The organism is Dehalogenimonas formicexedens (genome assembly GCF_001953175.1).
In the GTDB taxonomy this organism is placed as follows: domain Bacteria; phylum Chloroflexota; class Dehalococcoidia; order Dehalococcoidales; family Dehalococcoidaceae; genus Dehalogenimonas; species Dehalogenimonas formicexedens.
In genome coordinates, this window is the sequence record NZ_CP018258.1 from 1,182,831 (window position 1) to 1,203,550 (window position 20,720).

The following is a 20,720-nucleotide window of genomic DNA, read 5'->3' on the forward strand; positions in this document are numbered from 1 at the left end:
TCCTATGATATGAAACCATGCTCGGCGAGGAATCCTTCGGTAACCCTAGGTTCGCTCTTCGCGACAAAACTCTCGACGTATTTGGCGATTATGTCGACTTCAAGATTGACCCTGTCGCCGACTCTCTTGTGTCCAATCGTGGTATGAGACCTTGTAAACGCAACCAGCGAGACTTTGAAATTCGTTTTGAATTTTGTGGTAACCGTCAGGCTGAGACCGTCCACCGCGATAAAGCCCTTCTCCACAATGTAACGCAGTATTTCAAAAGGCGCACTAACTGTGAGTATTTCGCTTTCGCCTTCCCAATCGATTCTTTCGACCGTGCCTGTCGCATCGACATGCCCCTCGACCAGGTGGCCACCGAGCCTGCCCGAGAGGGTCAGAGCGCGTTCAAGGTTTACCGAATCTCCTGCCCTCAAGCCTCCCAGTGTCGAACGTTTCAGTGTTTCAGGCATGACATCGACACTGAAAGTCCGGTTACTGATTTTGGTGACGGTGAGACACACGCCGTCAACTGCAACAGAGTCACCAAGTTTCAGGTCGTCAAAAATAATTCCAGCCTTAATCGAAAGGAATGACGGGGAAACGGATGCAATTACGCCTGTTTCTTCGACAATGCCGCTGAACACGGCTCTACTCCTTAACCACGTACCCGGAGATGACTGTGTCGTCACCGGACCGGGTGACGCGGACATTCTCCAGGCTGAGAGCCTGCGCGATCTTCTCAACGCCCACCCCCGCCACGGGGGTTTTAGCGCCCGCCCCGCCGATAATTATCGGGGCAACAATGGCCACCACCTTATCCACCAGGCGTTCGTCGAACAGGCTGCCCAGGAGCGTGCCGCCGCCCTCCACCAGGAGGCTGGTGATCTGACGTTCGCCGAGATACCTCAGGAGTGGTTCGAGACCTACCCGCCCGTCTCTGCCAGGTAACTGCACAACCTCGGCGCCCACTTTACGATAGGCGTCCAGACGGCTTTCGGGGACGGCTCTTCCCAGTGCAATCAACGTTTTTCCGGGCTCGGTGAACACGCAAGCGTCGAGCGGTGTCCTGCCGTTGCTATCGACAATGACTCGCATCGGTTGTTTATGTGAAGTCCCTCCGCGCCCGGCGCAACCCCTTGCGGTCAGCCTCGGGTTATCGGCCAAAACAGTGCCCACTCCGGCCATAATGGCATCAGAAGCGTGCCGTAGCGTATGGGAGAACAAGCGAGAATCGTCATTGGATATCCATTTTGAATCCATGGTGCGTGTGGCGATCTTCCCGTCGAGGCTCATCGAATACTTGGCGGTCACGAAAGGCAAACCCGTGTTTATGTATTTAAAGTAAGCTTCGTTGAGTTCTCGAGCTTCCTCGCGACGCTCGCCAATGTGGACTTCGATACCGGCGCTTTCCAATTCCGCTTTGCCACACCCGAAAACTCTTGGGTTATCATCGAGTGTCGCTATATGGACCGCTTTAATGCCGGCAGCTATTATCGCCCGGGTGCATGGCGGAGTGCGTCCAAAATGACAGCACGGTTCTAAAGTGACGTACATCGTCGCCCCGTGACTTTGTTCACCAGCTTGCTTGAGCGCCACGATCTCGGCGTGGTCCTGGCCCGGCGGTTGGGTAAAACCTTCCCCGACAATCTCATCGCCGCGTACTATAACCGCGCCTACAGCCGGATTGGGTGAGACCTCGCCCAAAGCTAGTCGGGCCAATTTAAGAGCTTGTTCCATGTAATCCATTGTGAAAGCCATTCTAACACCCGTCATCGAACGGGCGCAAACGGGGAGCCCGCCCTTAACACGTTGGCAAGGGAACTGTTCCGGTAGCGCTTGAACGTTTACCGCTGCAGAACAGTGTGCTATCATTACGTAAATTAGCGAGGCTTGCCGATATATGAGAATTGGCCCCAGCGAACTCCTGATCGTTGCGATCATCATCATTGTCATGGTGCTGATTTCCCGCTCCAGGAAAGCCGCCGATGAAGCCAGGGCTAAGGCGGAAGCCGATCGACAGGCGAAAATGAAGGCGGTTCCCGACAAAGCGCCGATCAAACACCCGCAATTACAGCTTTTGGGCGTCCTTGTCATGCTGGCCGGCGCAACCATGGCGGTTCTAGCTTACCTGGATGAGCAGCAATTACTTGGCACACTTTCACTTGCCGGTATCGGCGTTCTGATTGTCGGCATCGCTTTCATTATTTTGGCGCGCCGCCGGTAGGACCGGGTCGTTGATGTACGGGCAACCGCTATGACATACCAACGCATCGGCATTATCTATCACCCTCTTAACAAGGCCGCTCACCAGCTGGCTACCGAGATTTCGGCATTTCTTGACGTCTCCGGTTGCCCGAATTGGCTCGGTTCCGCGTGGGACAACGAGAACCTCATGAGTCAAATAGCGGGTACGGACCTGGTTATTACCACCGGGGGAGACGGAACCATTCTTCGGGCCGCCCAGGCGATTTTGCCGTTGGACATCCCCATTTTCAGCGTCAATCTTGGTAAATTGGGGTTTATGACCGAAGTCCCGGCAGCCGAGGCGATGGTCCAGATTCCCCGGATCCTGGCAGGAGAGGGATGGATCGACACCCGGGCAACTCTCGATGTCGAGCTGAGCGAACATCAGTCCGGCTCGATATCGAATTTTATGGCGGTCAACGACGTCGTCGCCGCCCGTGGCGGCATCGCCCGGATAATTACGGTGGAGTGCCACATCGACGGGCAGCATTACACCACCTATAAAGGTGACGGGGCAATAATTTCAACCGCCACCGGATCGACGGGTTACAATTTCGCCGGGGGCGGTCCGGTGCTCCATCCCGACTCTTCCGATATGCTGTTGACCCCGATCCTGCCCCACCTGGGACGCAGCTACAGCCTGGTGGTTCCCGCCGAAAAGACGATCGCGTTTAAAATCAGCACGTTCCACGAAGCGACATTGTGTGTCGACGGCCACATCAACCGCAGCCTGTCTACCGGGGACATCGTCCGCGCCAGGGTAAGTCATCGAAAATTGCGTTTCCTTCGCCTTCGTCCCCCGGAATCCTTTTACGCTGAACTCGACAAAAAGTTGAAAGGTAGTCTAAATTAATTGAACGTCGAAAAAGCCACTATTAAAGATGCCCCCCAGATCCAAAAACTGGTGAATTCTTTTGCCGAACGCGGTCAGATGCTGGCCCGGCCGCTGGTTGAGATCTATGAAAACCTAAGGGACTTTTTCGTCGTTCGGGAAGCAGGCAATGTTATAGCCTGCGCCGCCCTGCACATCAGCTGGTCTGACCTGGCAGAAGTGAAATCTCTTGCGGTCGAGGCTTCTCATCACCGCCAGGGAATCGGCGACGCATTAGTGTCAGCATGTATTGATGAAGCAGCGGAATTAGGCATCACTACCGTTTTCTGCCTGACATATCAGCCGGTGTTCTTCGGTAAATGCGGTTTCAAAGAAGTAGAAAAAAAGGAACTGCCTCACAAGGTCTGGGGCGAATGCTATCGCTGTCCCAAGTTCCCTGACTGTGACGAATCGGCGATGACATTCGCCATCGGGGCGACAGCCGATGTCTGATCACAACGTTTTAAGTGAAATCAAGTTCGCCGGCCATTTTCGCGTTCGGCAGGACACTTTCGCCAGTTCAACAGGCGAGATCAAAACCCGGGATATAGTCGAGTACCCTGAAGCGGTCGCGATGGTGGCTGTAGATAACGGCGGCAATTTCATCCTGGAGAAACAGTACCGTCATGCGGCCGGGCGCGAACTCTTGGAAATCCCGGCGGGTGGGATAGACTCTGGAGAAACCCCCGAACAGGCAGTGTGCCGCGAGACGCAGGAAGAGACCGGATACCTGCCAAAGACGGTTGAACACCTCACCAGTTTTTATTCGGCGCCAGGATATTCAACCGAAATTCTTCATGTTTACCTGGTAAATAACCTGGTTGAAAGTCGGTTGACAGCCGAGGACTCCGATGAGATCACGCTGGTGCGGATGTCCAGAGCAGAAGTAGTGAAATCTATAAGGAACGGCGCTATTCGCGACGGCAAAAGCATAGCGGGTCTGCTCTATTATTTTAATGTAATCGGGTCTGCTTAACCTATACTCCGATAACCCCCATCAGCCAGTAGGTTGCCATCCCTATAATGACGGATCCAAACAAGTTTCTCATCTTCCATGCAAAGACAAAGACAACCAGAGCTGAAACCAGCAGCCGGGCATCAAGTCCAACTCCACCTCCATCAACTGCAAAAACGGCTGGTACAACAAGCGCCGACAAAACTGCCACCGGGATATATTCTAAGAAGGCTTTTGCCTTTTCCGGGATGACGATCCGGCTGACTAGAGCCATCGGTAAAAATCGCGGCAGGAACGTGACCGCTGCCATTCCCGTGAACAATAGAAACATTTCCAGGCGCATCAGTTTTCCACTTCCAAACTAGCGGGGACAGCGGCTGTTCGTCTTTGGCTCAGCAGCAATCCACAAATTGGGGCAATTATGGCGGCGGCGACGATAAAGAGGTTGTTAGGCAAGACCCCCTTTAACGAGAGTGCAAGCATCCCGGCAGCCATTGCGACCAGAAGGTGGGTTCTACTCTTTATCTGAATTACCAGCAAACATATAAACAGGGCTGTCATGGCGAAGGGGATTCCAAAAGAAGCGCTATCGATGACCGAGCCAAACACAGCGCCGGTGAGCGAACCGGTGAACCAGGCCAGCCAGGCGGTTATCTGAAGTCCCATTTGATAGCTCGGCCGGCCGGCGATCTTGGAAGTATCAGCCATGGCCACGGCGAATGATTCGTCGGTCAACTGCGAAGCTAGAACAACAACCCTTTTCAGCGACAAACCCTTAAAATATGGAGCGATTGCCGAACTCATAAGAAGATGGCGGGAGTTAACTGCGAGAGTGGTTATTATTATCGGAACAGCCGCGATTCCGGCGGATAACATCCCCACGGCGATGAATTGTGAGGCGCCCGCGAACACCATGAGGCTCATGGCGCCGGTCTCCAGAGTCGATAGCCCGGCAGCCCTGGCGAGGACGCCGTAAGCCATGCCTACCGGAAGGTAACCCAGGACAATCGGCAGAGCCGCCTTGACGCCCTGGCGGATTTCCTTACTCAAGCAGCAGCTCCATGGTGACCCCGAGGAACGGCAAGCCCGACGAAAAGTCAGCTATTTGCTTGAAGCCCAGGCTGTCATACAGATGTCGTGCGGCATCGAGTCCTTCCATGGTCCAGAGCCAAACCGATTTAAACCCTGCCTGGCGGCAAAACTCTATCGCCCGAATCAAAAGTATCCGCCCGATGCCGCGATTTTGGCATGCCGGATCGACGTGAAACCACCGGAGCCGGGCACCGGGGCGCTCATTTTGCGAACCGAGAACGGCAATGTTTCCCGCCATAATTCCATCAACGTGGGCAGTAATCAGAAGGTCCGTTCCGGGTAAATATTGATCGTGAAAATCGCACATCTGGCGCGCCATCATCACCTCGAATGATACGCCGGGCCTCTCCCAGGCAACGTCGTAGTACTCGCCCTGCATCTGGATCATCCGGCCTATGTAGCCGGGCTTGAAACCCTCTTCGAGTACAATTTCGGAAGAAGGCAATTTAACCGAGTTCTCCTGACAACTGGCGTCCGCCCAGCAGATGGAAGTGCAGGTGCTGGACCACCTGTCCGCCCTCTTTTCCGGAATTCACGGCGATGCGATAGCCGCTTTCGGCAATTCCCTCAGATCGTGCTAGATCGGTGGCGACACTGAAAATATAGGAGATTAGAGCAAAATCATCACCTCGGATGTCGTTAAGATTTGTGAAATGCTTCACTGGAATAATCACTATATGTACCGGAGCCTGGGGATGGATATCTCGGAAAGCGATTACTTTGTCATCTTTGAATAATACGGTTGCTGGAATTATACCCTCGGCGATCTGACAAAAGATGCAACTCATTTGGTCTCCTTATCCATGGCGCGATATTGGGCTGGGCCGATTTTGCACAAATCGTTGCCCTGCGAATCGACGGCAACTACCGCCGGGAAATCCTGAATTTCTATCTTGAGTACCGCCTCGGCGCCGAGATCAGGGTAAGCCACAGCTTCACATGATTTCACCTTGAGAGAAAGAAGCGCCCCAGCCCCCCCGATTGTGATCAGATAAACGCCTTTGTGTTTTTTGATGGAATCAACTACCTGCGGTGACCGGTCGCCCTTGCCCATCATCACTCGCAATCCCTCATCCAGAAGCCTGGGGGTGTACCTGTCCATCCGGGCTGAGGTCGTGGGTCCGCAGGAACCGATGATTTCTCCCGGCCGGGTCGGCGACGGCCCCATGTAATATATAACTGCTCCCGACAGATCGATAGGTAGCTTTTCTTCCCGGTCCAAAGCGTCGATAAACCGCTTGTGGGCGGCATCCCGGGCGGCGTAAATGGTTCCATTCAGCAGCAATTTGTCCCCGGCTCTTAACTCGGCGATATTCTCTGCCGATATGGGCAAACAAATTTCGCGCCATTCGCTCATATCTCGGCCTCTTTGTGCCGGGCGCTGTGACATTGGAGATTGATCGCCACCGGTAAACTGGCGATATGGCATGGCATACTCTCGACATGTACAGCGAGGGCGGTGACGCTGCCCCCAAGGCCAAGAGGTCCAATGCCGAGCTTGTTAACTCTATCCAGGATATCCCTTTCAAGAGCGGCGGAATCAACATCCTCGCTCGGTTGACCTACCTTTCGGAGCAGCGAGCGTTTGGCCATCAGCATCGACTCCTCGGCCGTCCCCCCGATACCAATGCCAATGATAATCGGCGGGCATGGTTTGCCCCCGGCTTCCTCAACGGCGCGAACTGCGGCTTCGATGACTCCGCTCCGGCCTTCCGCCGGCTTAAGCATGAAAAGGCGGCTCATGTTCTCGGCGCCGGACCCCTTGGCCATCACGCTAATCTTGAGCCGATCACCGGGTACGATGCGGTAATAGATCACCGGTGGTGAGTTGTCTCCGGTGTTATTCCTGCCGGTGAATGGCGAGGCCACCATCGATTTCCGCAGGAAACCTTCTCCGTAGCCCTTGCGGACACCCTCTTTGACTGCGGACTCGAGATCGCCCCCTGAGATATGGACTTCCTGGCCGATATCGATGAACACAACCGCCACTCCGCAGTCCTGGCACAGTGGCTTTCTTATCTCAGGAGCGTGGCTGGCGTTTTCGATAACAAGGTCTAAAATTTCGCGACCGAGCATCGATTTCTCGGCCACCCGAGCATTATTGAGGGCGCCCAGCACATCGGAAGAAAGCTCGTAGTTAGCTTTTTCGGCAAGCCTGGCCACAGTAGCTGTGACTACGGATGAATTGATTTCGCGCATGCCGATATTATATGGCAGGAGCGGCTATCGTGTCATTGGCTGAACGTGTGTGATCGATTATTGGGCTGGCAATGCGGCGATGGTTTTGCGGACGGCCTCAGCGGATGCCTTCAAAGCCGCCAGCTCCTCAGCGTTAAGAGGGAGTTCAACGATATTCTTGATACCGCCTCTTCCCAGCTTCACCGGAACGCCGATGACCACGTCAGAAAGGCCGTATTCGCTTTCCAGGTAGGCGGCGCAGTTCATCATCGCCCCCGAATCCGTGGCGACGGCGTTGACCATGTGGGCTACCGAAGCTGACGGGGCGTAGAATGCGGAACTGGTTTTCATGATGGCGACAATCTCGGCACCGCCGTTGACGGTTCGTTCCGCCAGTGCTTTTTGTTTCGGTTCATCAACCAGTTCGGACAGCGGCTTGCCGTTCACGATAGTAAAACGGGGATAAATCACCATGGAACCGCCGTGTTCGCCCATGACGCACGGCGTCACATCGGAGGCATTCACATTTAATTCTTCAGCGATGAAGGCCGCCAACCTGCCGCCGTCGAGCACCCCGGAAAGACCGAAAACCCGGTTTCGCGGCAATTTGCTCACCTTGAGCGTCAGGTAGGTCATGGTATCCACCGGATTGGTAACTATGACGAATATCGCATGGGGGGACACCGCAAGGGATTTCTCGATCACTTCTCGTAGTATCTTGGCATTGATGCCCACCAGTTCGTCTCTGGTCATGCCCGGTTTGCGGGCAATACCGGCAGTTACAACTACAATATCAGATCCGGCAGTTATATCGTACGAATTTGAGCCGGTTATCTTATGGGTGAATCCCAACGTGTTGGCTGACTGCCTCATATCCAGGGCTTTACCTTGCGGGATCCCCTCGACGACGTCCACGAGGGCAACATCGGCGAAGTTTTTTTCAATAAGGCGTTGAGCCAGTGTTGCGCCTACATTCCCGGCGCCGACAACAGTGATCTTCATACGTTACTTTCTTTGTAATAATTTTTTGAATTCTTCGTCGGAGATGCAGGCATCATCCAGCAGGGCGTCGATGGTGCCGGGATCCAATGTCTGATTGTCCTGGATTACCATGGTCGCGAAGGGTTCGGTCCGTAATAGCGCCAGGTGATGGCCCTTTTTATGGGTAACATTGAACCCGGCTTTTTGCATCAGCCGGGACATGGCGTTGCCGGTGAGCCCTCTGGCGTTCAGGGTCATTTTGTTGCCTTGACCTCGATCTGCAGATAGTCCCGGCCGACTTCGATTGGAACGACATAACCTTCTTCCAAAAGAGATTCGATATATGCCTCGGCCGCTTCCTGGACGTTTTTCATGGCTTCAACCCTGGTTTTACCCTGCGATATACACCCCTTGAGTGCCGGAACTTTGGCGATGAAGCCCGATTCCCGGCCTTTCTCGATAATGACGGTGTATTTCATTGGGTCCCCCAAATCTTGCCCGATCTACGGGGAATTATGGCTTACAATCGGGCTATTATAGCATCTGCTACCTGGGACGTCCCCACCGCCAGGCATTGCTTCTCTGGAGGCAACAGATCATAGGTTACATGCTTCCCTTCGGCGATAACGGCGGCAATCGCCTTTTCCAGCCGGTCGGCAGCCTCGGGTTCATTGAGATGGCGCAGCATCAAAACACCGGAAAGCATCATCGCCATGGGATTGACCTTGTTCAAACCCTTGTACTTGGGGGCGCTGCCGTGGGTGGGCTCGAAAACGGCGTACTCGTCTCCGATATTGCCTCCCGGAGCGACACCCAGTCCGCCGACAAGCCCGGCGCAAAGATCGGACAGGATATCGCCGTAGAGATTGGGACAGACGAGTACATCGAACTGCAGCGGGTTTTTAACCAGTTGCATTGTCATATTATCGACGATGCGGTCTTCGAATTCGATTTCCGGATAAGAGGCCGCAACGTCGCGGGCGACAGCCAGGAACAGGCCGTCCGAGAATTTCAGAATATTGGCCTTGTGGACCGCGGTGACTTTTTTCCGGTTATAGCGTCGCGCGTAATCGAAGGCGTATTTTACGATGCGCCGGGTGCCGGTTTCCGAGATCATCTTGATCGAAAAGCCGGCGTCTTCCCGGATCTGCTTTTCGCCCTTGTCCTTCAGCATCTGCTTCAGCTTTTCGGCCCATTCGGTGCCGCGCTCGAATTCGATACCGGCGTACAGGTCTTCCATGTTTTCCCGGACGATAACCAGGTCGACGTCATCGTACCGGGACGGGATGCCCTTGTAGCTCTTGCAGGGCCTGAGGCAGGTGTAAAGGTCGAGAGCCTTGCGGATGGCGACGTTGACGCTGCGGAAGCCGGAGCCCACGGGAGTGGTAATGGGGCCTTTGATGGCGACTTTATTCTTCCGGATAGATTCAAGAACATTTTCCGGTAGAGGGGTCCCGTATTGGGCGATGACATCGGTGCCGGCGTGAACTATTTCCCAGTTGAACTTGACTCCGGTGGCTTCCAGGACGCGCACGGTGGCATCGGAGATTTCCGGGCCTATACCGTCACCTGGGATTAACGTAACATTGTGAATCATTATGCTCCTTCAGGTGCTGTCGAAAATTGAGATTCTTCGCTGCGTTCAGGATGACAATTCGTCAAATCTTAAAATCGCCGTGTTTCTTGATGTACGGCATCAATCCGCCCTCATTGAGGATAGCCAGCATGGCATCCGGGATCTTGCCGAACGTCAATGTTTCGCCGTTTGTCCGGTCATGGATAACGCCGCCGGCCAAATCCACTTCAAGCTGGTCGCCGTCGTTGATTCGGTCCGTATCGCAGACCAGGACGGGCAGCCCTACGTTTATGGAGTTACGGAAGAATATCCGGGCAACTGACTTAGCCAGTACGGCGGACACGCCAGCCATTTTAAGAATTACGGGCGCGTGCTCCCGGCTTGACCCAAGTCCGAAATTGCTACCGCCGACAACGAAATCGCCGGGCTTAACCCTTGCGGCAAAAGTGGGGTCGGCATCCTCCATCACGTGCTTGGCGAGTTCCGGTAGATTGCTTCGGAGGTGCACCAGGCGTCCGGGCGCGATCAAGTCGGTAGAAATATCATCGCCGAATTTAAAAGCTTTACCTTTGAGCATTTTATGCAACCTCCCGAGGATCGGTGATGACACCGGTGATGGCGGACGCCGCGGCGGTCGCCGTGCTGGAAAGGAAAATCAGTCCCTCCGGGTTGCCCATCCGCCCCAGGAAATTCCGGTTGGCCGTGGACAGGCAGGTTTCGCCATCGCCCAGGACGCCCTGGTGGACGCCGAGGCATCCGGCGCATCCGGGCGGCAGGATAGTAGCCCCAGCTTGTACCAGGTCCTGGATATAGCCCATGCGCATACCGGCCAGCACGATCTGGGGTGACGCCGGAGCGACTAACAGTCGTGTGGCCGGGTTACGCCGCTTGCCGCGGAGAATGTCGGCGGCCAGTTTCAGATCTTCAAGACGGCCGTTGGTGCAGGTACCGATAAAGACCTGGTCGACTTTGGTACCCTTGACTTCGGAGATAGTGGCCGTGTTATCAACGGTATGGGGCTTGGCTATCGTCGGTTGGAGTTTGTTCAGGTCGATTTCTATAGTACGTTCGTACCTGGCGTCGGCGTCAGCGGCGACATAGCGGTGATCTGCTGCGCGGCCTTGCGAGGTCAGGTATTCCAGTGTCGCATCATCGGAAGGGAAGATACCGACTTTGGCGCCGGCTTCGACAGCCATATTGGCGATGGTTAATCGGTCAGGTACCGGGAGGCTGCTCAACCCTTCGCCGCCAAATTCAAGAGCTTTATACGTCGCGCCATCCGCGCCGATGCTGCCTATTAGATGAAGAATGATATCTTTGGCGGTGACATATTTTTGAAGCCTGCCGGTCAGGCGGATGAAGAACGTTTCCGGGACGCGGAACCAGGTTTTCCCCAGCCCGAAAGCGGCTGCGACATCGGAAGATCCCATGCCGGTCGCAAAGGCTCCCAGACCTCCGGCCGTCACCGTGTGAGAGTCAGCTCCGACGATTACATCGCCGGGACGGGCGTATTTTTCAGCCATGATCTGATGACAGACGCCTTCGCCAACATCGGATAGCACCGCGCCGTAATCCCTGGCGAATTTCCGCAGAAAAGTGTGGTCGCAGGAAAGTTGTTTCTGGGGGGAAGGAGCGGCGTGGTCGATGAACAGTATTGTGTGAGCCGGGTTAGCCAGCTTGGGCAACCCCAGCCCAAGGAACTCGCGGACGGTAAGCGGACCAGTAGTATCCTGAACTAGCGCCCAGTCCACCGGAGACACAACGATATCACCCGGTTTGACGTCCTGTTTGGTTTTTTCTGATAGTATTTTTTCTGCTAGTGTCTTTCCCATACAACCTCAAATACCAATATCGGAGCGCGAAATCCGAAATAAATTTTTCGCATCAACAGCCCATAACTCTAAGTCGCCTACGACTTAAGCCTCCTGGGTTGTTATCGATTACGCTGCGATGATCGCCAGCACGTCGTCCCGCGAGACCCTATCGCCTACTGCGAACTTGATCGCCGCTACTGTGCCGTTGGCGGGAGACGGCAGATCGATAGCCATCTTCATCGCCTCGAGAACAACCACCGTGTCACCGGATTTGACCTTGTCGCCGACTTTTACCTCGTAGCGCAGAACGACGCCGGGCATAGGCGCCAGGACATCTTCTCCGCAGGGCTCTGGCCCGGCGGCGGCTTTAGCTTCGACTTTGGCCGCGGGGATTTCAACAGACTTTGGAGCCTCGACAGGCTTAGCCGTTTCTACTTGCTTGGCAGCAGGTTTTGGTTCGACGGGCGATGGAGGCGGCGGAGGCGCTGCCGGTTGGGCGAGAGCGGGCGGAGGCGCGACAAAGGCGACGGCCGGCGCAGCTGCCGCGGTGGCCTCAACACCAACGCAATAGACTTTCCCATCCAGGTGAACATTGAAATGGCGTAGGCCGGTGACTGGAGCTGGGGATGAGACAGAAGCCTGGGCAACGAGCTTTTCCGAGCCCTTCTCCACCAGTTTGCCGGCTTTGGCCTTGGCAATAATTTCGTCTTCTTTGTTTACGTCTTCGAGTGTCCTCGCCCTCGTATCAGCCGGAGGTGTTTCGAGGCCGTACTTCCACTTCAAAAACCTCAAGCCGACTTGCGGGTACAGCGCGTAGGTCAACACGTCGCCGATATCTTTGGCAATCCCCTCGGTAGCTTCCCTGGCAGCTTCGAGTTCCGGTTTCAACACGTCGGCAGGCCGGACGGTGATCGGGGTCTCACCGCGCTCATAGCCTTTGAGCGCCAATTTCTGAATCTCCGGATCAACCGGCATCGGCGGGCGCCCGTAGAGGCCATAGAAATAATCCTTGACCTGGGCGGATATAACTTTATAACGGCCAAAGAGGACGTTCTGGACTGCCTGAATGCCTACGATCTGGGAAGTCGGGGTGACCAGTGGGGGATAACCCATCTCTTTGCGTACGCGCGGAATTTCCTCGTAAACCTCGTCGATACGGTTCAAAGCGCCGGCCTCGCGGAGTTGGGAGACAAGGTTCGAGATCATGCCGCCCGGCACCTGGTGTTCCAGCACGGCGGTATCGATAACCGCTGTTTTAGTGGTATCCATGAAGTCCCGGTACTTGGGAGATATTGCTTCAAAGTATTCGCCGAGCTTCAGGAGTTGGTGCAGGTCGAGGCCGGTATCCCGCGATGTGGCGGTCAATGAGGCAACCATCGGCTCTACCGCCGGGTGGGATGTGCGTAAAGCCCAGGGGGCCAGGCAGGCATCGACAACATCGGCCCCCGCCTCAACAGCCTTAAGCATGCTCATAGAGGCCATGCCGGAGGTATAGTGCGAGTGGAACTGAATCGGGATCTTGATGGCCTTCTTCAGCGCTTTCACCAAATTGTAAGCATCGTTCGGCGCGATGATGCCGGCCATATCCTTGATACAGAAAGAATCGGCGCCCATCGCTTCGAACTTTTTGGCCTTTTCGATGTAATAATCAAGGTTGTAAACAGGACCGCCCATGACACGCGCGGTCAGGGAATAGCTGATCGCCAGTTGGGCGTGCTTTCCTTTTGATTTGATAGCTTTGAGGGCGGTTTCAAAGTTACGCTCATCGTTCACTGCGTCAAACACGCGGAAAATATCAACGCCGCAATCCGCGGCATGCTCGACAAAAGCGGTGACCACGTCGTCCGCATAATTGCGGTAGCCCACCAGGTTCTGCCCGCGGAGGAGCATCTGAAGGGGAGTCTTCGGCGCCCGCTTCTTCATCTCTCGCAGGCGGTCCCACGGATCCTCGTTGAGAAAACGGATCGGCACATCGAAGGTGGCGCCGCCCCAGACTTCCATAGAGTGAAACCCAACCTCATCCATTTCGCCGATGATCCCCAGGATGTCATCGGTGCGCATCCGGGTGGCAAACAGGGATTGGTGGCCGTCGCGAAGGGTCAGGTCGGTTACTTTTAATGGCTGAGCCGGCATTTTTTCCCCCTTTAGACTGTGACGGTGTGTTCGGTTTCGATATAGCGGGTGATGGCCGCGCCGATGATGACACGCAGCCTGGTTTCATCCAGACCCGAGGTATCAATACCTTCGGAATCGAGGTAGGCAAGAACGGCAGCGCTTATTATAGCGATTTCAGAGCTGTCAATCATCTTGATACCGGAAAATAAAAACCCATGCTATTCTAGCGGAAAAGAGCCTCGGATTGAAGCGCGCAATTGACCCTCGGCTGTTAAGAAGACCGATCCCGATCGACAGATAAAATGCAAAAGCTTTTAGAGCGGGATATTCCCGTGCTTCTTCGCCGGATTCTTGCCTTTTTTCCCAGCCAAAACCTTCAAAGCCTGGATGAGTTTCGGTCGGGTTTCAGCCGGGATAATGACATCATCAATGTAGCCCAGAGCTGCGGCCTGGTACGGATTATCGAACTTCTCCCGGTACTCCGAGACGCAGCGCTGCCGTTCAGCTTCAGGTTCAGTCGATTCCGTGATCTTCTTGCGATGGATCACCGCTACCGCGCCTTCCGCCCCCATGACTGCGATCTCGGCGCAAGGCCACGCCAGGTTGATATCGCCCCGCAGATGGCGGGAACTCATGACTATGTAAGCCCCGCCGTATGCCTTCCGGGTAATTACCGTGATCTTGGGCACCGTCGCCTCGGCATAGGCAAATATCAGCTTGGCGCCGTGCCTGATGATGCCGCCGTGCTCCTGATCGACGCCGGGCATGAAACCGGGAACGTCGACGAAGCTGATCAAGGGGATATTGAACGCGTCGCAGAAACGGACGAACCTGGCTGCCTTTATCGAGGCGTTTATGTCGATCACGCCCGCCAGGTAATTGGGCTGCTGCGCCACGATTCCGACGCTCTGACCGTCCAATCGGCCAAAACCGACGATCATGTTGGGAGCAAACGCCGCGTGGGTTTCCATGAAATCACCGCCATCCACCACGGCGGTGATGATCTTCTTCATGTCGTAGGCTTTTTTTGGATCATCCGGCACAACGGCGTTCAGAGTCTCATCGATCTGAAGAGCATGGGTTTTCTTAGTCCCGATGCGAGGCGGTGGATCTCTGAAACTTGATGGAATGAAAGACAGCAGGCGCCTTACCGCGTCATAGCAATCCACTTCAGAATTGAATGTGAAATGAGAAACTCCGCTCTTCTTGGCGTGAACGTCGGCGCCGCCCAAAGCCTCATGGGTAACATCCTCGCCGGTCACCGCCTTCACAACGTCTGGGCCGGTGATATACATCTGGCCCATGCCTTTGACCATAAAAACGAAGTCTGTCAGTGCCGGACCATAGACCGCCCCACCCGCTGAGGGACCAACGATAATTGATATCTGCGGAATCGAGCCTGAGGCCAGGGCGTTCAGCAATAAGATGTCGCCGACGCCACACAACGAGGCAACACCTTCCTGGATGCGGGCGCCGCCGGAGTCATTAATAGCGATCAGCGGAGCGTCCTGGTCGATAGCCATTTCCACTATCTGGCGTACTTTCTGCCCTACAACTTCGGAAATCGAGCCGCCCAAAACCGTAAAGTCCTGCGAATAGATGAAGACCTTCCGCCCATCGATGGTCCCGCCGCCGGTAACCACCGCGTCTCCAGGATGAACCGTGTCTCCAAGGCCAAAATCGGAGGCGCGATGAGCGCAAAACGCTGATAGTTCGACGAAAGAGCCGGCGTCAAGCAGTTTCTCGATGCGTTCACGCGCCGTCAGTTTGCCGCGGGCATGCTGCGCTTTGACCCGCGCCTCCCCTCCTCCCCCGGCAATTTCCTTCTTTTTAGCTTCAAGTTCGGTCAGTTTGTCATTCATTGAACAATCATTCACCCAAACCAAATTGGGGCTATCTTAGCACAAGGTATTGGGAGGGGCAAACAAAAAGACGACCGCTATCCAGCGGTCGTCTACACGCCTGTTCAAAACGTCAGCTAAATGAAGAAATATTCAATTCTTGGGAGTTCCCCTGATTAGGCGGCGATGGTTGATACCGTTTCCTGTTCCAGGACCAATTTGCCGGTCTGCTTGATCTCTTTCACGCTCTGAATGTAGGGGCAGTACCCGTCATCGAAAAAGGTACATCGGTTGGAATAGCCGGAGTAGTGGCAAAGACCGCAGTGCTGGGTAGCGACATTGAAATTGGACTGCTTCATCTGACCGTGCCTCCCGATTTGATTCCCCCTCCAGTCGCGGTACAATAAAGGTATTGTACTGTAGGACTAGTACCGGTCTGAGGAAGTGAGCTAATTATATAGTCCTGTTCTAGTACCTGTCAATAGGTACTAGTACCTACTATTCGATTAAACGCTACCTATTTTGATTCAGGCAAAAAAATAATGCAGGAGCCAGAAATACCAGCCCCTGCACGACGACCGAATTGATTTGACTTATTCCGGTTTCTTCTCTTCCCTCCCGGGAAACCAGTTCTTAAGCCTGGTAGAGATAACCTTCTCTTGCCCTATTTCGGTCGGGAAATAGAAACGCTTATTCTTGAGTGAATCCGGCAGGTTCTGCTGCTTCACAAACCCGCCGGGGAAGTCATGGGCGTACTTGTAGCCCTTGCCGTAGCCAAGGTCCTTCATCAATCCGGTGGGAGCGTTGCGGAGGTGGAGGGGCACCGGCTCGATCGGGTTTTTGGAAATGGTTTCCTGCACTCGTTTGTATGCAACGTAAAGCGAGTTACTTTTTGGAGCCGTAGCCAGGTAAACGACGCATTGAGCCAAAGCCACGTTGCATTCAGGCATCCCCACGAAATGAACCGCCTGCTGAGCGGCCATGGCTATCACCAGGGCTTGAGGATCGGCCATTCCAATATCTTCCGAGGCAAACCGGATCAAGCGACGGACAACGTACAGCGGGTCTTCCCCCGCCTCCAGCATCCGCCCCAGCCAGTATAGTGATGCATCCGGGTCGGACCCTCTGAGAGATTTATGTAAAGCAGAGATGATATCGTAATGCTGCTCCCCTGCCCGGTCGTAAAGGAGGGTCTTTGACTGCGCGGCGTCTTCGATGGCCTCGATAGTTAACTGCCTTTTCCCTTTTTCATCGGGTGGCGTGGTGCGGGCTGACAGTTCCAGGATGTTGAGAGCTATTCTCGCGTCTCCGGATGCCAGGTTTATTATGTGGTTGGCCGCGTCGTCGGTCAGGACGACATTCGAAGCGCCGATGCCGCGTTCTGTATCGGCAATCGTCCGGTCGAGGATGGTCCGCATTTGCTCCCCGGTCAGTCCCTTGAGGACGTAGGTGCGAGCCCTGGACAAAAGGGGAGAAATAACTTCGAACGATGGATTCTCCGTCGTTGCGCCGATAAGGGTAACTGTGCCGTCTTCTACGTAAGGGAGTATCGTATCCTGCTGGCCCTTGTTGAAGCGGTGGATTTCATCTATAAAAAGGATGGTCTTCTGGTTTTGCGCCAGCCGCCGCTGTTTGGCTTCGTCGATGTTTTTTCGCAGATCGGCGACGCCCGCGGACACCGCGCTGACCTGGGCAAAATGGGCGTTGGTAGCCTTGGCCATCAGATTAGCCAGGGTGGTCTTGCCTGATCCCGGTGGTCCCCAAAGGATTATCGAAGGCAATTCACCCGCGTCGATGGCGCGTCTCAGCGCGTGACCCTCGGCTACCAGGTGCTCCTGGCCGACGTATTCGTCGAGCGTCCTCGGGCGCATCCGGGCGGCCAGTGGCGCGGCCTGGTCCCGTAGTTTCTCAAAATGGGCTTCAAACATATCCCGGGGCATTTTTCAGCCTCTCGCGAAGATTTCCCCAATCCTGGATTTGTTGGTTTGTTTCGGGTTTAAGTTGGCAACGTTCGTTAATAATTCCCCATTGGCCCACCGGAATAGATCACAACGGTATCGGGAACGGGGGAGGGCCTCCGATGCCATCCGGCTGCCCGCAGTCGCCGGAGTCGTCATCGGTTAGAAAGCTTGAGAGCTCCGATTTGCTGGCTTCGGTCTGGCGGGCCTCCCGGGACATTTTTCGAATCAGACCGAGCAGGATATCGGAATGCCGTGTTGGAAAGACGAGGTAACGCAGCTTTTCACTCTTGAGCACCAGTTCGATCCTCCGGAGAGCGCCTATGGCGTAGATAATTCCCGGTTGCCCGGCGATCTCGCCCAGGGTTGCGGTCAATGGGTTCCCCGCAGGGTGGGGACTAAGATCCTCGGCCGCTGATTCGATGTCTCTCCAAGAAACTGACTGGGCATTCATGCCGGCGCTAATGGTGAACCGCCGGTTAGTTGCGAATATCTTGAACCGACCGAAAGATGCCGCAAAAGCCGCGAGGATCAAAAATAAGGCGGCAGGTATGAATAAACCACCGGCTAAATCGGAGCCGCTTGATGCGAATGGATTGATAAAGGCCAGGACGGTCAAAACGCCTGCCCCAGTTACCAGCCCGATCGCCAACCAAACCATGGCAGGTACCGGGATTTCCTCGCGGTACACTCCATTCTCAGTGTCAGTTTCTACGGCCATTCGGCTCCGCCTGATATTACCGGCTGATTATAATCCTTTTACCGGTACCGCTTCACCTGGAACGTTGAAAGCGTGATCGGCTCGTTTGGAGAAATGCCGGCTTTCTGGCAGCAGATGCTTACCTGTTCATTTGCGGTGTCAACACCCTCTAGATCAGGCAACAGTAAGCCGCGCCGCCAGCCGCATTCGGCGATCACCCCATACTTCTTGGGATCCAACTCGCTGAATTCGGCGGGTTCGGGTTTGGTAAGGACGTCCACGCTGATCGAAAGGCGATCGAGTTCCTGCGGCGTAATTGGCAAAAATCGCGGGTCGCGGGTAGCGGCGGAGATAGCGTTGGCAATGATCTCTTCAGCGACATTCGGCCGGGTCGGCTCGAACGTGCCTATGCAGCCGCGTAGTTGACCGTCTTTCTTGATCGACACAAAGACCCCCGCGCGTTCTTTCATTTCCGGTGTTAACTCTTCGGGCGGTTTGGTGACTCTCCGTTCTGTCACGTAGGCCTCGACGGTTGCCTTGGCAAGTTTTACCAGCGGTGACATCTCGTAGCGGCTGACAATGACCCCGGCGTAACCAACTACCGCCGAATAGTCCCCGGATGCGTCCCCCGATGTTTGGTATCGCACCAGTTCGGCGGCTTTTGCGCCGAGAATTTTTGCCGCGGTCAGCATCGTCACCACGGGCGCGTAGCCGCACATCGAAATGCGCTCCTTGACCACCCTGTTGAGGAGCCCTTCTTCGTCCAGCTTGAGGATTTCTTCGATCGCCCGGTGGTCTTTTGCGGAAGCGGTTTCTTGTGATTCGTAGTGCGTCATGTCCGACGAAGCGACGATGAGTATTTTTTTCCCTTCTGATTCCTGTATTGCCTGGGCGATAGCCCCGCCGATTTCGCGGTAGATCTCAAGGGTAGCTACTGAAAGGATGATCGGTACGATCTTGAGATCCGGTTTGAAATACTGCAGCAGCGGCAACTGAACCTCTATGGCGTGCTCATTCTGGTGCGCCGTACGGTCTTCCTGTAGATTCTTGGATTTAGCCAATACGTTCTGGGCTAAAGCTGAATCTATCGGGACGTTTCCAAGGGGCGTTTGAAATGACCCCAGCGTCATTATTGAGAACGGTTTGCCCATGCCGGTGTGGTTCGGTCCCAGTATGATGTAGGTGTCAGCCGTCTCGATGCGGGAAAAAACCGCGGCAGCCACCGAACCCGAATAAATATATCCGGCGTGCGGGGCGACAACCCCTACCGCGTCGGTTTTACCCTCGATGTCTTCCGCGAAACTATCGATCAGGGCTCTGATTTGCTCGCTGGTGCCTGGATAGAACCTTCCGGAAGCGATTGGGGGACGTACTGATGCCATAATTAGCTCCTAAACCCTGAAATTCAGGTCGGTTCCGCAGTTAGCGCATTTCGACCCGTTCAAACCGATCACACGGGAAGAAAACCCGGTCCTTATGACAGCCCGGTTGCCGCAATAAGGACATATCGTATCAGAGTGTTCATTGCCGGGCACATTGCCCAGATAAACAAAGTTCAACCCGGCCGCCTTAGCGTGTTCGTAGGCGTGTTCGAGGGTGTCGATCGGCGTTGCCGGATAATCTCGCATTAGTCGGTGAGGGTGAAAGCGCGTTATGTGCCAGGGCGTGTCCTTTCCCAGTTTGCGGGCGATCCATTCCGCTATTCCTTTAATCTGAGCATCATCATCGTTGACGCCGGGGGTGACGTTTGTCACCACCTCAACGTGCATCCCCCACTTCAATTTTGCCCGCTCCGCGGTAGACAGAATGCCCTCGAAATGGGGCACTTTGCCGATCTTTTTGTACGTTTCGTCGTTGAATCCCTTAACATCCACCCGCCAGGCATCGAGATAGGGTCCGATGGTGTCGAGGTGCTCGTGTGAGGCATAGCCGTTAGTAACGTAAACGGTATAAAGGCCTTTTTCCTTCGCCAGTTTGGCGCATTCAAGGGTGTATTCAAGCCATACCGAAGGCTCGTTGTAGGTCCAGGCAATCCCGGCGCTCCCGGAATTTTGTGCCGTTGCTACGGCTTGCTCAGGCAAAACCTCCCGGGAGTTCTTTAAACCTTCATCCGTCTCCGGGCAGGCGATCTCCCAGTTCTGGCATCCCTGGCAGTGGAGATTGCAGCCCCAGGAGCCCAGTGAAAACACGTCGGTACCGGGATGAAAGTGATACAACGGCTTCTTTTCGATCGGATCGATAGCCAGCGACGAGACTCTGGCGTAGTTCAGGTTGAAGAGTTCGCCGCCCCGGTTCTGATACATGCGGCAGACACCGAGTTTACCCTCGTTGATCTCACAATACCACTGGCAGGTATGACATTTGACCCGTTTGTCCGGAAGTGTTTCCCACAATAGTGCTGGATGCATGA

At 54.9% G+C, this 20,720-nt stretch carries 26 protein-coding genes; 4 read left to right on the top strand and 22 right to left on the bottom strand.

The window, feature by feature from the left end; genetic code table 11:
* Nucleotides 1–2 precede the first annotated feature (2 nt).
* A complete protein-coding gene (locus Dform_RS06185) occupies nt 3–629 on the bottom strand; it encodes a riboflavin synthase (protein WP_076004240.1) in 627 nt (208 codons plus the stop codon).
* A 4-nt stretch (nt 630–633) separates the two neighbouring features.
* Nucleotides 634–1,731: a bifunctional diaminohydroxyphosphoribosylaminopyrimidine deaminase/5-amino-6-(5-phosphoribosylamino)uracil reductase RibD gene (ribD, locus tag Dform_RS06190; RefSeq protein ID WP_076005088.1), complete on the bottom strand. Its 1,098-nt coding sequence runs from the start codon at nt 1,729–1,731 to the stop codon at nt 634–636.
* Nucleotides 1,732–1,885: 154 nt separating this feature from the next.
* On the opposite strand from ribD, the gene Dform_RS06195 reads away from it, so the two are divergent.
* The 4 genes from Dform_RS06195 to Dform_RS06210 are packed head-to-tail and all read left to right on the top strand — an operon-like array spanning nt 1,886 to nt 4,076.
* Complete coding sequence (locus tag Dform_RS06195; protein WP_076004241.1) at nt 1,886–2,209, top strand: hypothetical protein; 324 nt, start codon at nt 1,886–1,888, stop codon at nt 2,207–2,209.
* Nucleotides 2,210–2,239: 30 nt separating this feature from the next.
* Nucleotides 2,240–3,082, top strand: a complete 843-nt coding sequence (locus Dform_RS06200) for an NAD(+)/NADH kinase (RefSeq protein ID WP_076004242.1) — start codon at nt 2,240–2,242, stop codon at nt 3,080–3,082.
* Nucleotides 3,083–3,553, top strand: a complete 471-nt coding sequence (locus Dform_RS06205; protein ID WP_076004243.1) for an N-acetyltransferase — start codon at nt 3,083–3,085, stop codon at nt 3,551–3,553. It abuts the gene before it with no gap.
* Nucleotides 3,546–4,076, top strand: a complete 531-nt coding sequence (locus Dform_RS06210) for an NUDIX hydrolase (RefSeq protein ID WP_076004244.1) — start codon at nt 3,546–3,548, stop codon at nt 4,074–4,076. Before Dform_RS06205 ends, Dform_RS06210 begins: the two co-directional genes overlap by 8 nt.
* A gap of 1 nt (nt 4,077) precedes the next feature.
* On the opposite strand, the gene Dform_RS06215 is transcribed toward Dform_RS06210, so the two are convergent.
* The 20 genes from Dform_RS06215 to amrS form a co-directional block, all read right to left on the bottom strand.
* A complete protein-coding gene (locus Dform_RS06215) occupies nt 4,078–4,398 on the bottom strand; it encodes an AzlD domain-containing protein (protein WP_076004245.1) in 321 nt (106 codons plus the stop codon).
* Nucleotides 4,398–5,105 carry an AzlC family ABC transporter permease gene (locus Dform_RS06220; protein WP_076004246.1) on the bottom strand — a complete coding sequence of 236 codons (708 nt, stop codon included), beginning with the start codon at nt 5,103–5,105 and terminating at the stop codon, nt 4,398–4,400. The genes Dform_RS06215 and Dform_RS06220 overlap by 1 nt, the downstream gene beginning before the upstream one ends.
* A complete protein-coding gene (locus Dform_RS06225; protein ID WP_083635379.1) occupies nt 5,098–5,592 on the bottom strand; it encodes a GNAT family N-acetyltransferase in 495 nt (164 codons plus the stop codon). Before Dform_RS06225 ends, Dform_RS06220 begins: the two co-directional genes overlap by 8 nt.
* A 1-nt stretch (nt 5,593) precedes the next feature.
* Nucleotides 5,594–5,935, bottom strand: coding sequence for a histidine triad nucleotide-binding protein (locus Dform_RS06230; RefSeq protein ID WP_076004248.1), 342 nt, complete (start codon nt 5,933–5,935; stop codon nt 5,594–5,596).
* Nucleotides 5,932–6,504 (bottom strand): Fe-S-containing hydro-lyase, encoded by a 573-nt coding sequence (locus Dform_RS06235; protein WP_076004249.1) that lies wholly within the window; start codon nt 6,502–6,504, stop codon nt 5,932–5,934. Before Dform_RS06235 ends, Dform_RS06230 begins: the two co-directional genes overlap by 4 nt.
* A complete protein-coding gene (locus Dform_RS06240; RefSeq protein ID WP_076004250.1) occupies nt 6,501–7,346 on the bottom strand; it encodes a fumarate hydratase in 846 nt (281 codons plus the stop codon). Before Dform_RS06240 ends, Dform_RS06235 begins: the two co-directional genes overlap by 4 nt.
* 57 nt (nt 7,347–7,403) lie before the next feature.
* Complete coding sequence (mdh, locus tag Dform_RS06245; protein ID WP_076004251.1) at nt 7,404–8,327, bottom strand: malate dehydrogenase; 924 nt, start codon at nt 8,325–8,327, stop codon at nt 7,404–7,406.
* A 3-nt stretch (nt 8,328–8,330) separates the two neighbouring features.
* Nucleotides 8,331–8,564, bottom strand: a complete 234-nt coding sequence (locus Dform_RS06250) for a type II toxin-antitoxin system HicA family toxin (protein ID WP_076004252.1) — start codon at nt 8,562–8,564, stop codon at nt 8,331–8,333.
* The gene (locus Dform_RS06255) at nt 8,561–8,785 is read right to left on the bottom strand and encodes a type II toxin-antitoxin system HicB family antitoxin (RefSeq protein WP_076004253.1); all 225 of its coding nucleotides are present in this window, start codon (nt 8,783–8,785) and stop codon (nt 8,561–8,563) included. The genes Dform_RS06250 and Dform_RS06255 overlap by 4 nt, the downstream gene beginning before the upstream one ends.
* 41 nt (nt 8,786–8,826) lie before the next feature.
* Nucleotides 8,827–9,903: an isocitrate/isopropylmalate dehydrogenase family protein gene (locus Dform_RS06260; RefSeq protein ID WP_076004254.1), complete on the bottom strand. Its 1,077-nt coding sequence runs from the start codon at nt 9,901–9,903 to the stop codon at nt 8,827–8,829.
* Between the two features lie 61 nt (nt 9,904–9,964).
* Nucleotides 9,965–10,459: a 3-isopropylmalate dehydratase small subunit gene (locus Dform_RS06265; protein ID WP_076004255.1), complete on the bottom strand. Its 495-nt coding sequence runs from the start codon at nt 10,457–10,459 to the stop codon at nt 9,965–9,967.
* A gap of 1 nt (nt 10,460) precedes the next feature.
* Nucleotides 10,461–11,714, bottom strand: coding sequence for a 3-isopropylmalate dehydratase large subunit (locus Dform_RS06270; protein ID WP_076004256.1), 1,254 nt, complete (start codon nt 11,712–11,714; stop codon nt 10,461–10,463).
* 108 nt (nt 11,715–11,822) lie between these two features.
* Nucleotides 11,823–13,829 carry a pyruvate carboxylase subunit B gene (locus tag Dform_RS06275; RefSeq protein ID WP_076004257.1) on the bottom strand — a complete coding sequence of 669 codons (2,007 nt, stop codon included), beginning with the start codon at nt 13,827–13,829 and terminating at the stop codon, nt 11,823–11,825.
* 11 nt (nt 13,830–13,840) lie between these two features.
* Nucleotides 13,841–14,002 (bottom strand): hypothetical protein, encoded by a 162-nt coding sequence (locus Dform_RS11380; protein WP_158513476.1) that lies wholly within the window; start codon nt 14,000–14,002, stop codon nt 13,841–13,843.
* A gap of 123 nt (nt 14,003–14,125) precedes the next feature.
* Nucleotides 14,126–15,673: an acyl-CoA carboxylase subunit beta gene (locus Dform_RS06280; RefSeq protein WP_076004258.1), complete on the bottom strand. Its 1,548-nt coding sequence runs from the start codon at nt 15,671–15,673 to the stop codon at nt 14,126–14,128.
* 155 nt (nt 15,674–15,828) lie between these two features.
* Complete coding sequence (locus tag Dform_RS06285) at nt 15,829–16,011, bottom strand: hypothetical protein (protein ID WP_076004259.1); 183 nt, start codon at nt 16,009–16,011, stop codon at nt 15,829–15,831.
* A 234-nt stretch (nt 16,012–16,245) separates the two neighbouring features.
* Entirely contained in the window at nt 16,246–17,592 is a 1,347-nt protein-coding gene (locus tag Dform_RS06290) for a replication-associated recombination protein A (RefSeq protein ID WP_076004260.1), read from the bottom strand.
* Nucleotides 17,593–17,698: 106 nt separating this feature from the next.
* Complete coding sequence (locus Dform_RS06295; protein ID WP_076004261.1) at nt 17,699–18,331, bottom strand: hypothetical protein; 633 nt, start codon at nt 18,329–18,331, stop codon at nt 17,699–17,701.
* A gap of 38 nt (nt 18,332–18,369) precedes the next feature.
* Nucleotides 18,370–19,692: an AmmeMemoRadiSam system protein B gene (gene amrB, locus Dform_RS06300; RefSeq protein WP_076004262.1), complete on the bottom strand. Its 1,323-nt coding sequence runs from the start codon at nt 19,690–19,692 to the stop codon at nt 18,370–18,372.
* 9 nt (nt 19,693–19,701) lie between these two features.
* Nucleotides 19,702–20,718 carry an AmmeMemoRadiSam system radical SAM enzyme gene (gene amrS, locus Dform_RS06305; RefSeq protein WP_076004263.1) on the bottom strand — a complete coding sequence of 339 codons (1,017 nt, stop codon included), beginning with the start codon at nt 20,716–20,718 and terminating at the stop codon, nt 19,702–19,704.
* Between the last annotated feature and the right edge of the window lie 2 nt (nt 20,719–20,720).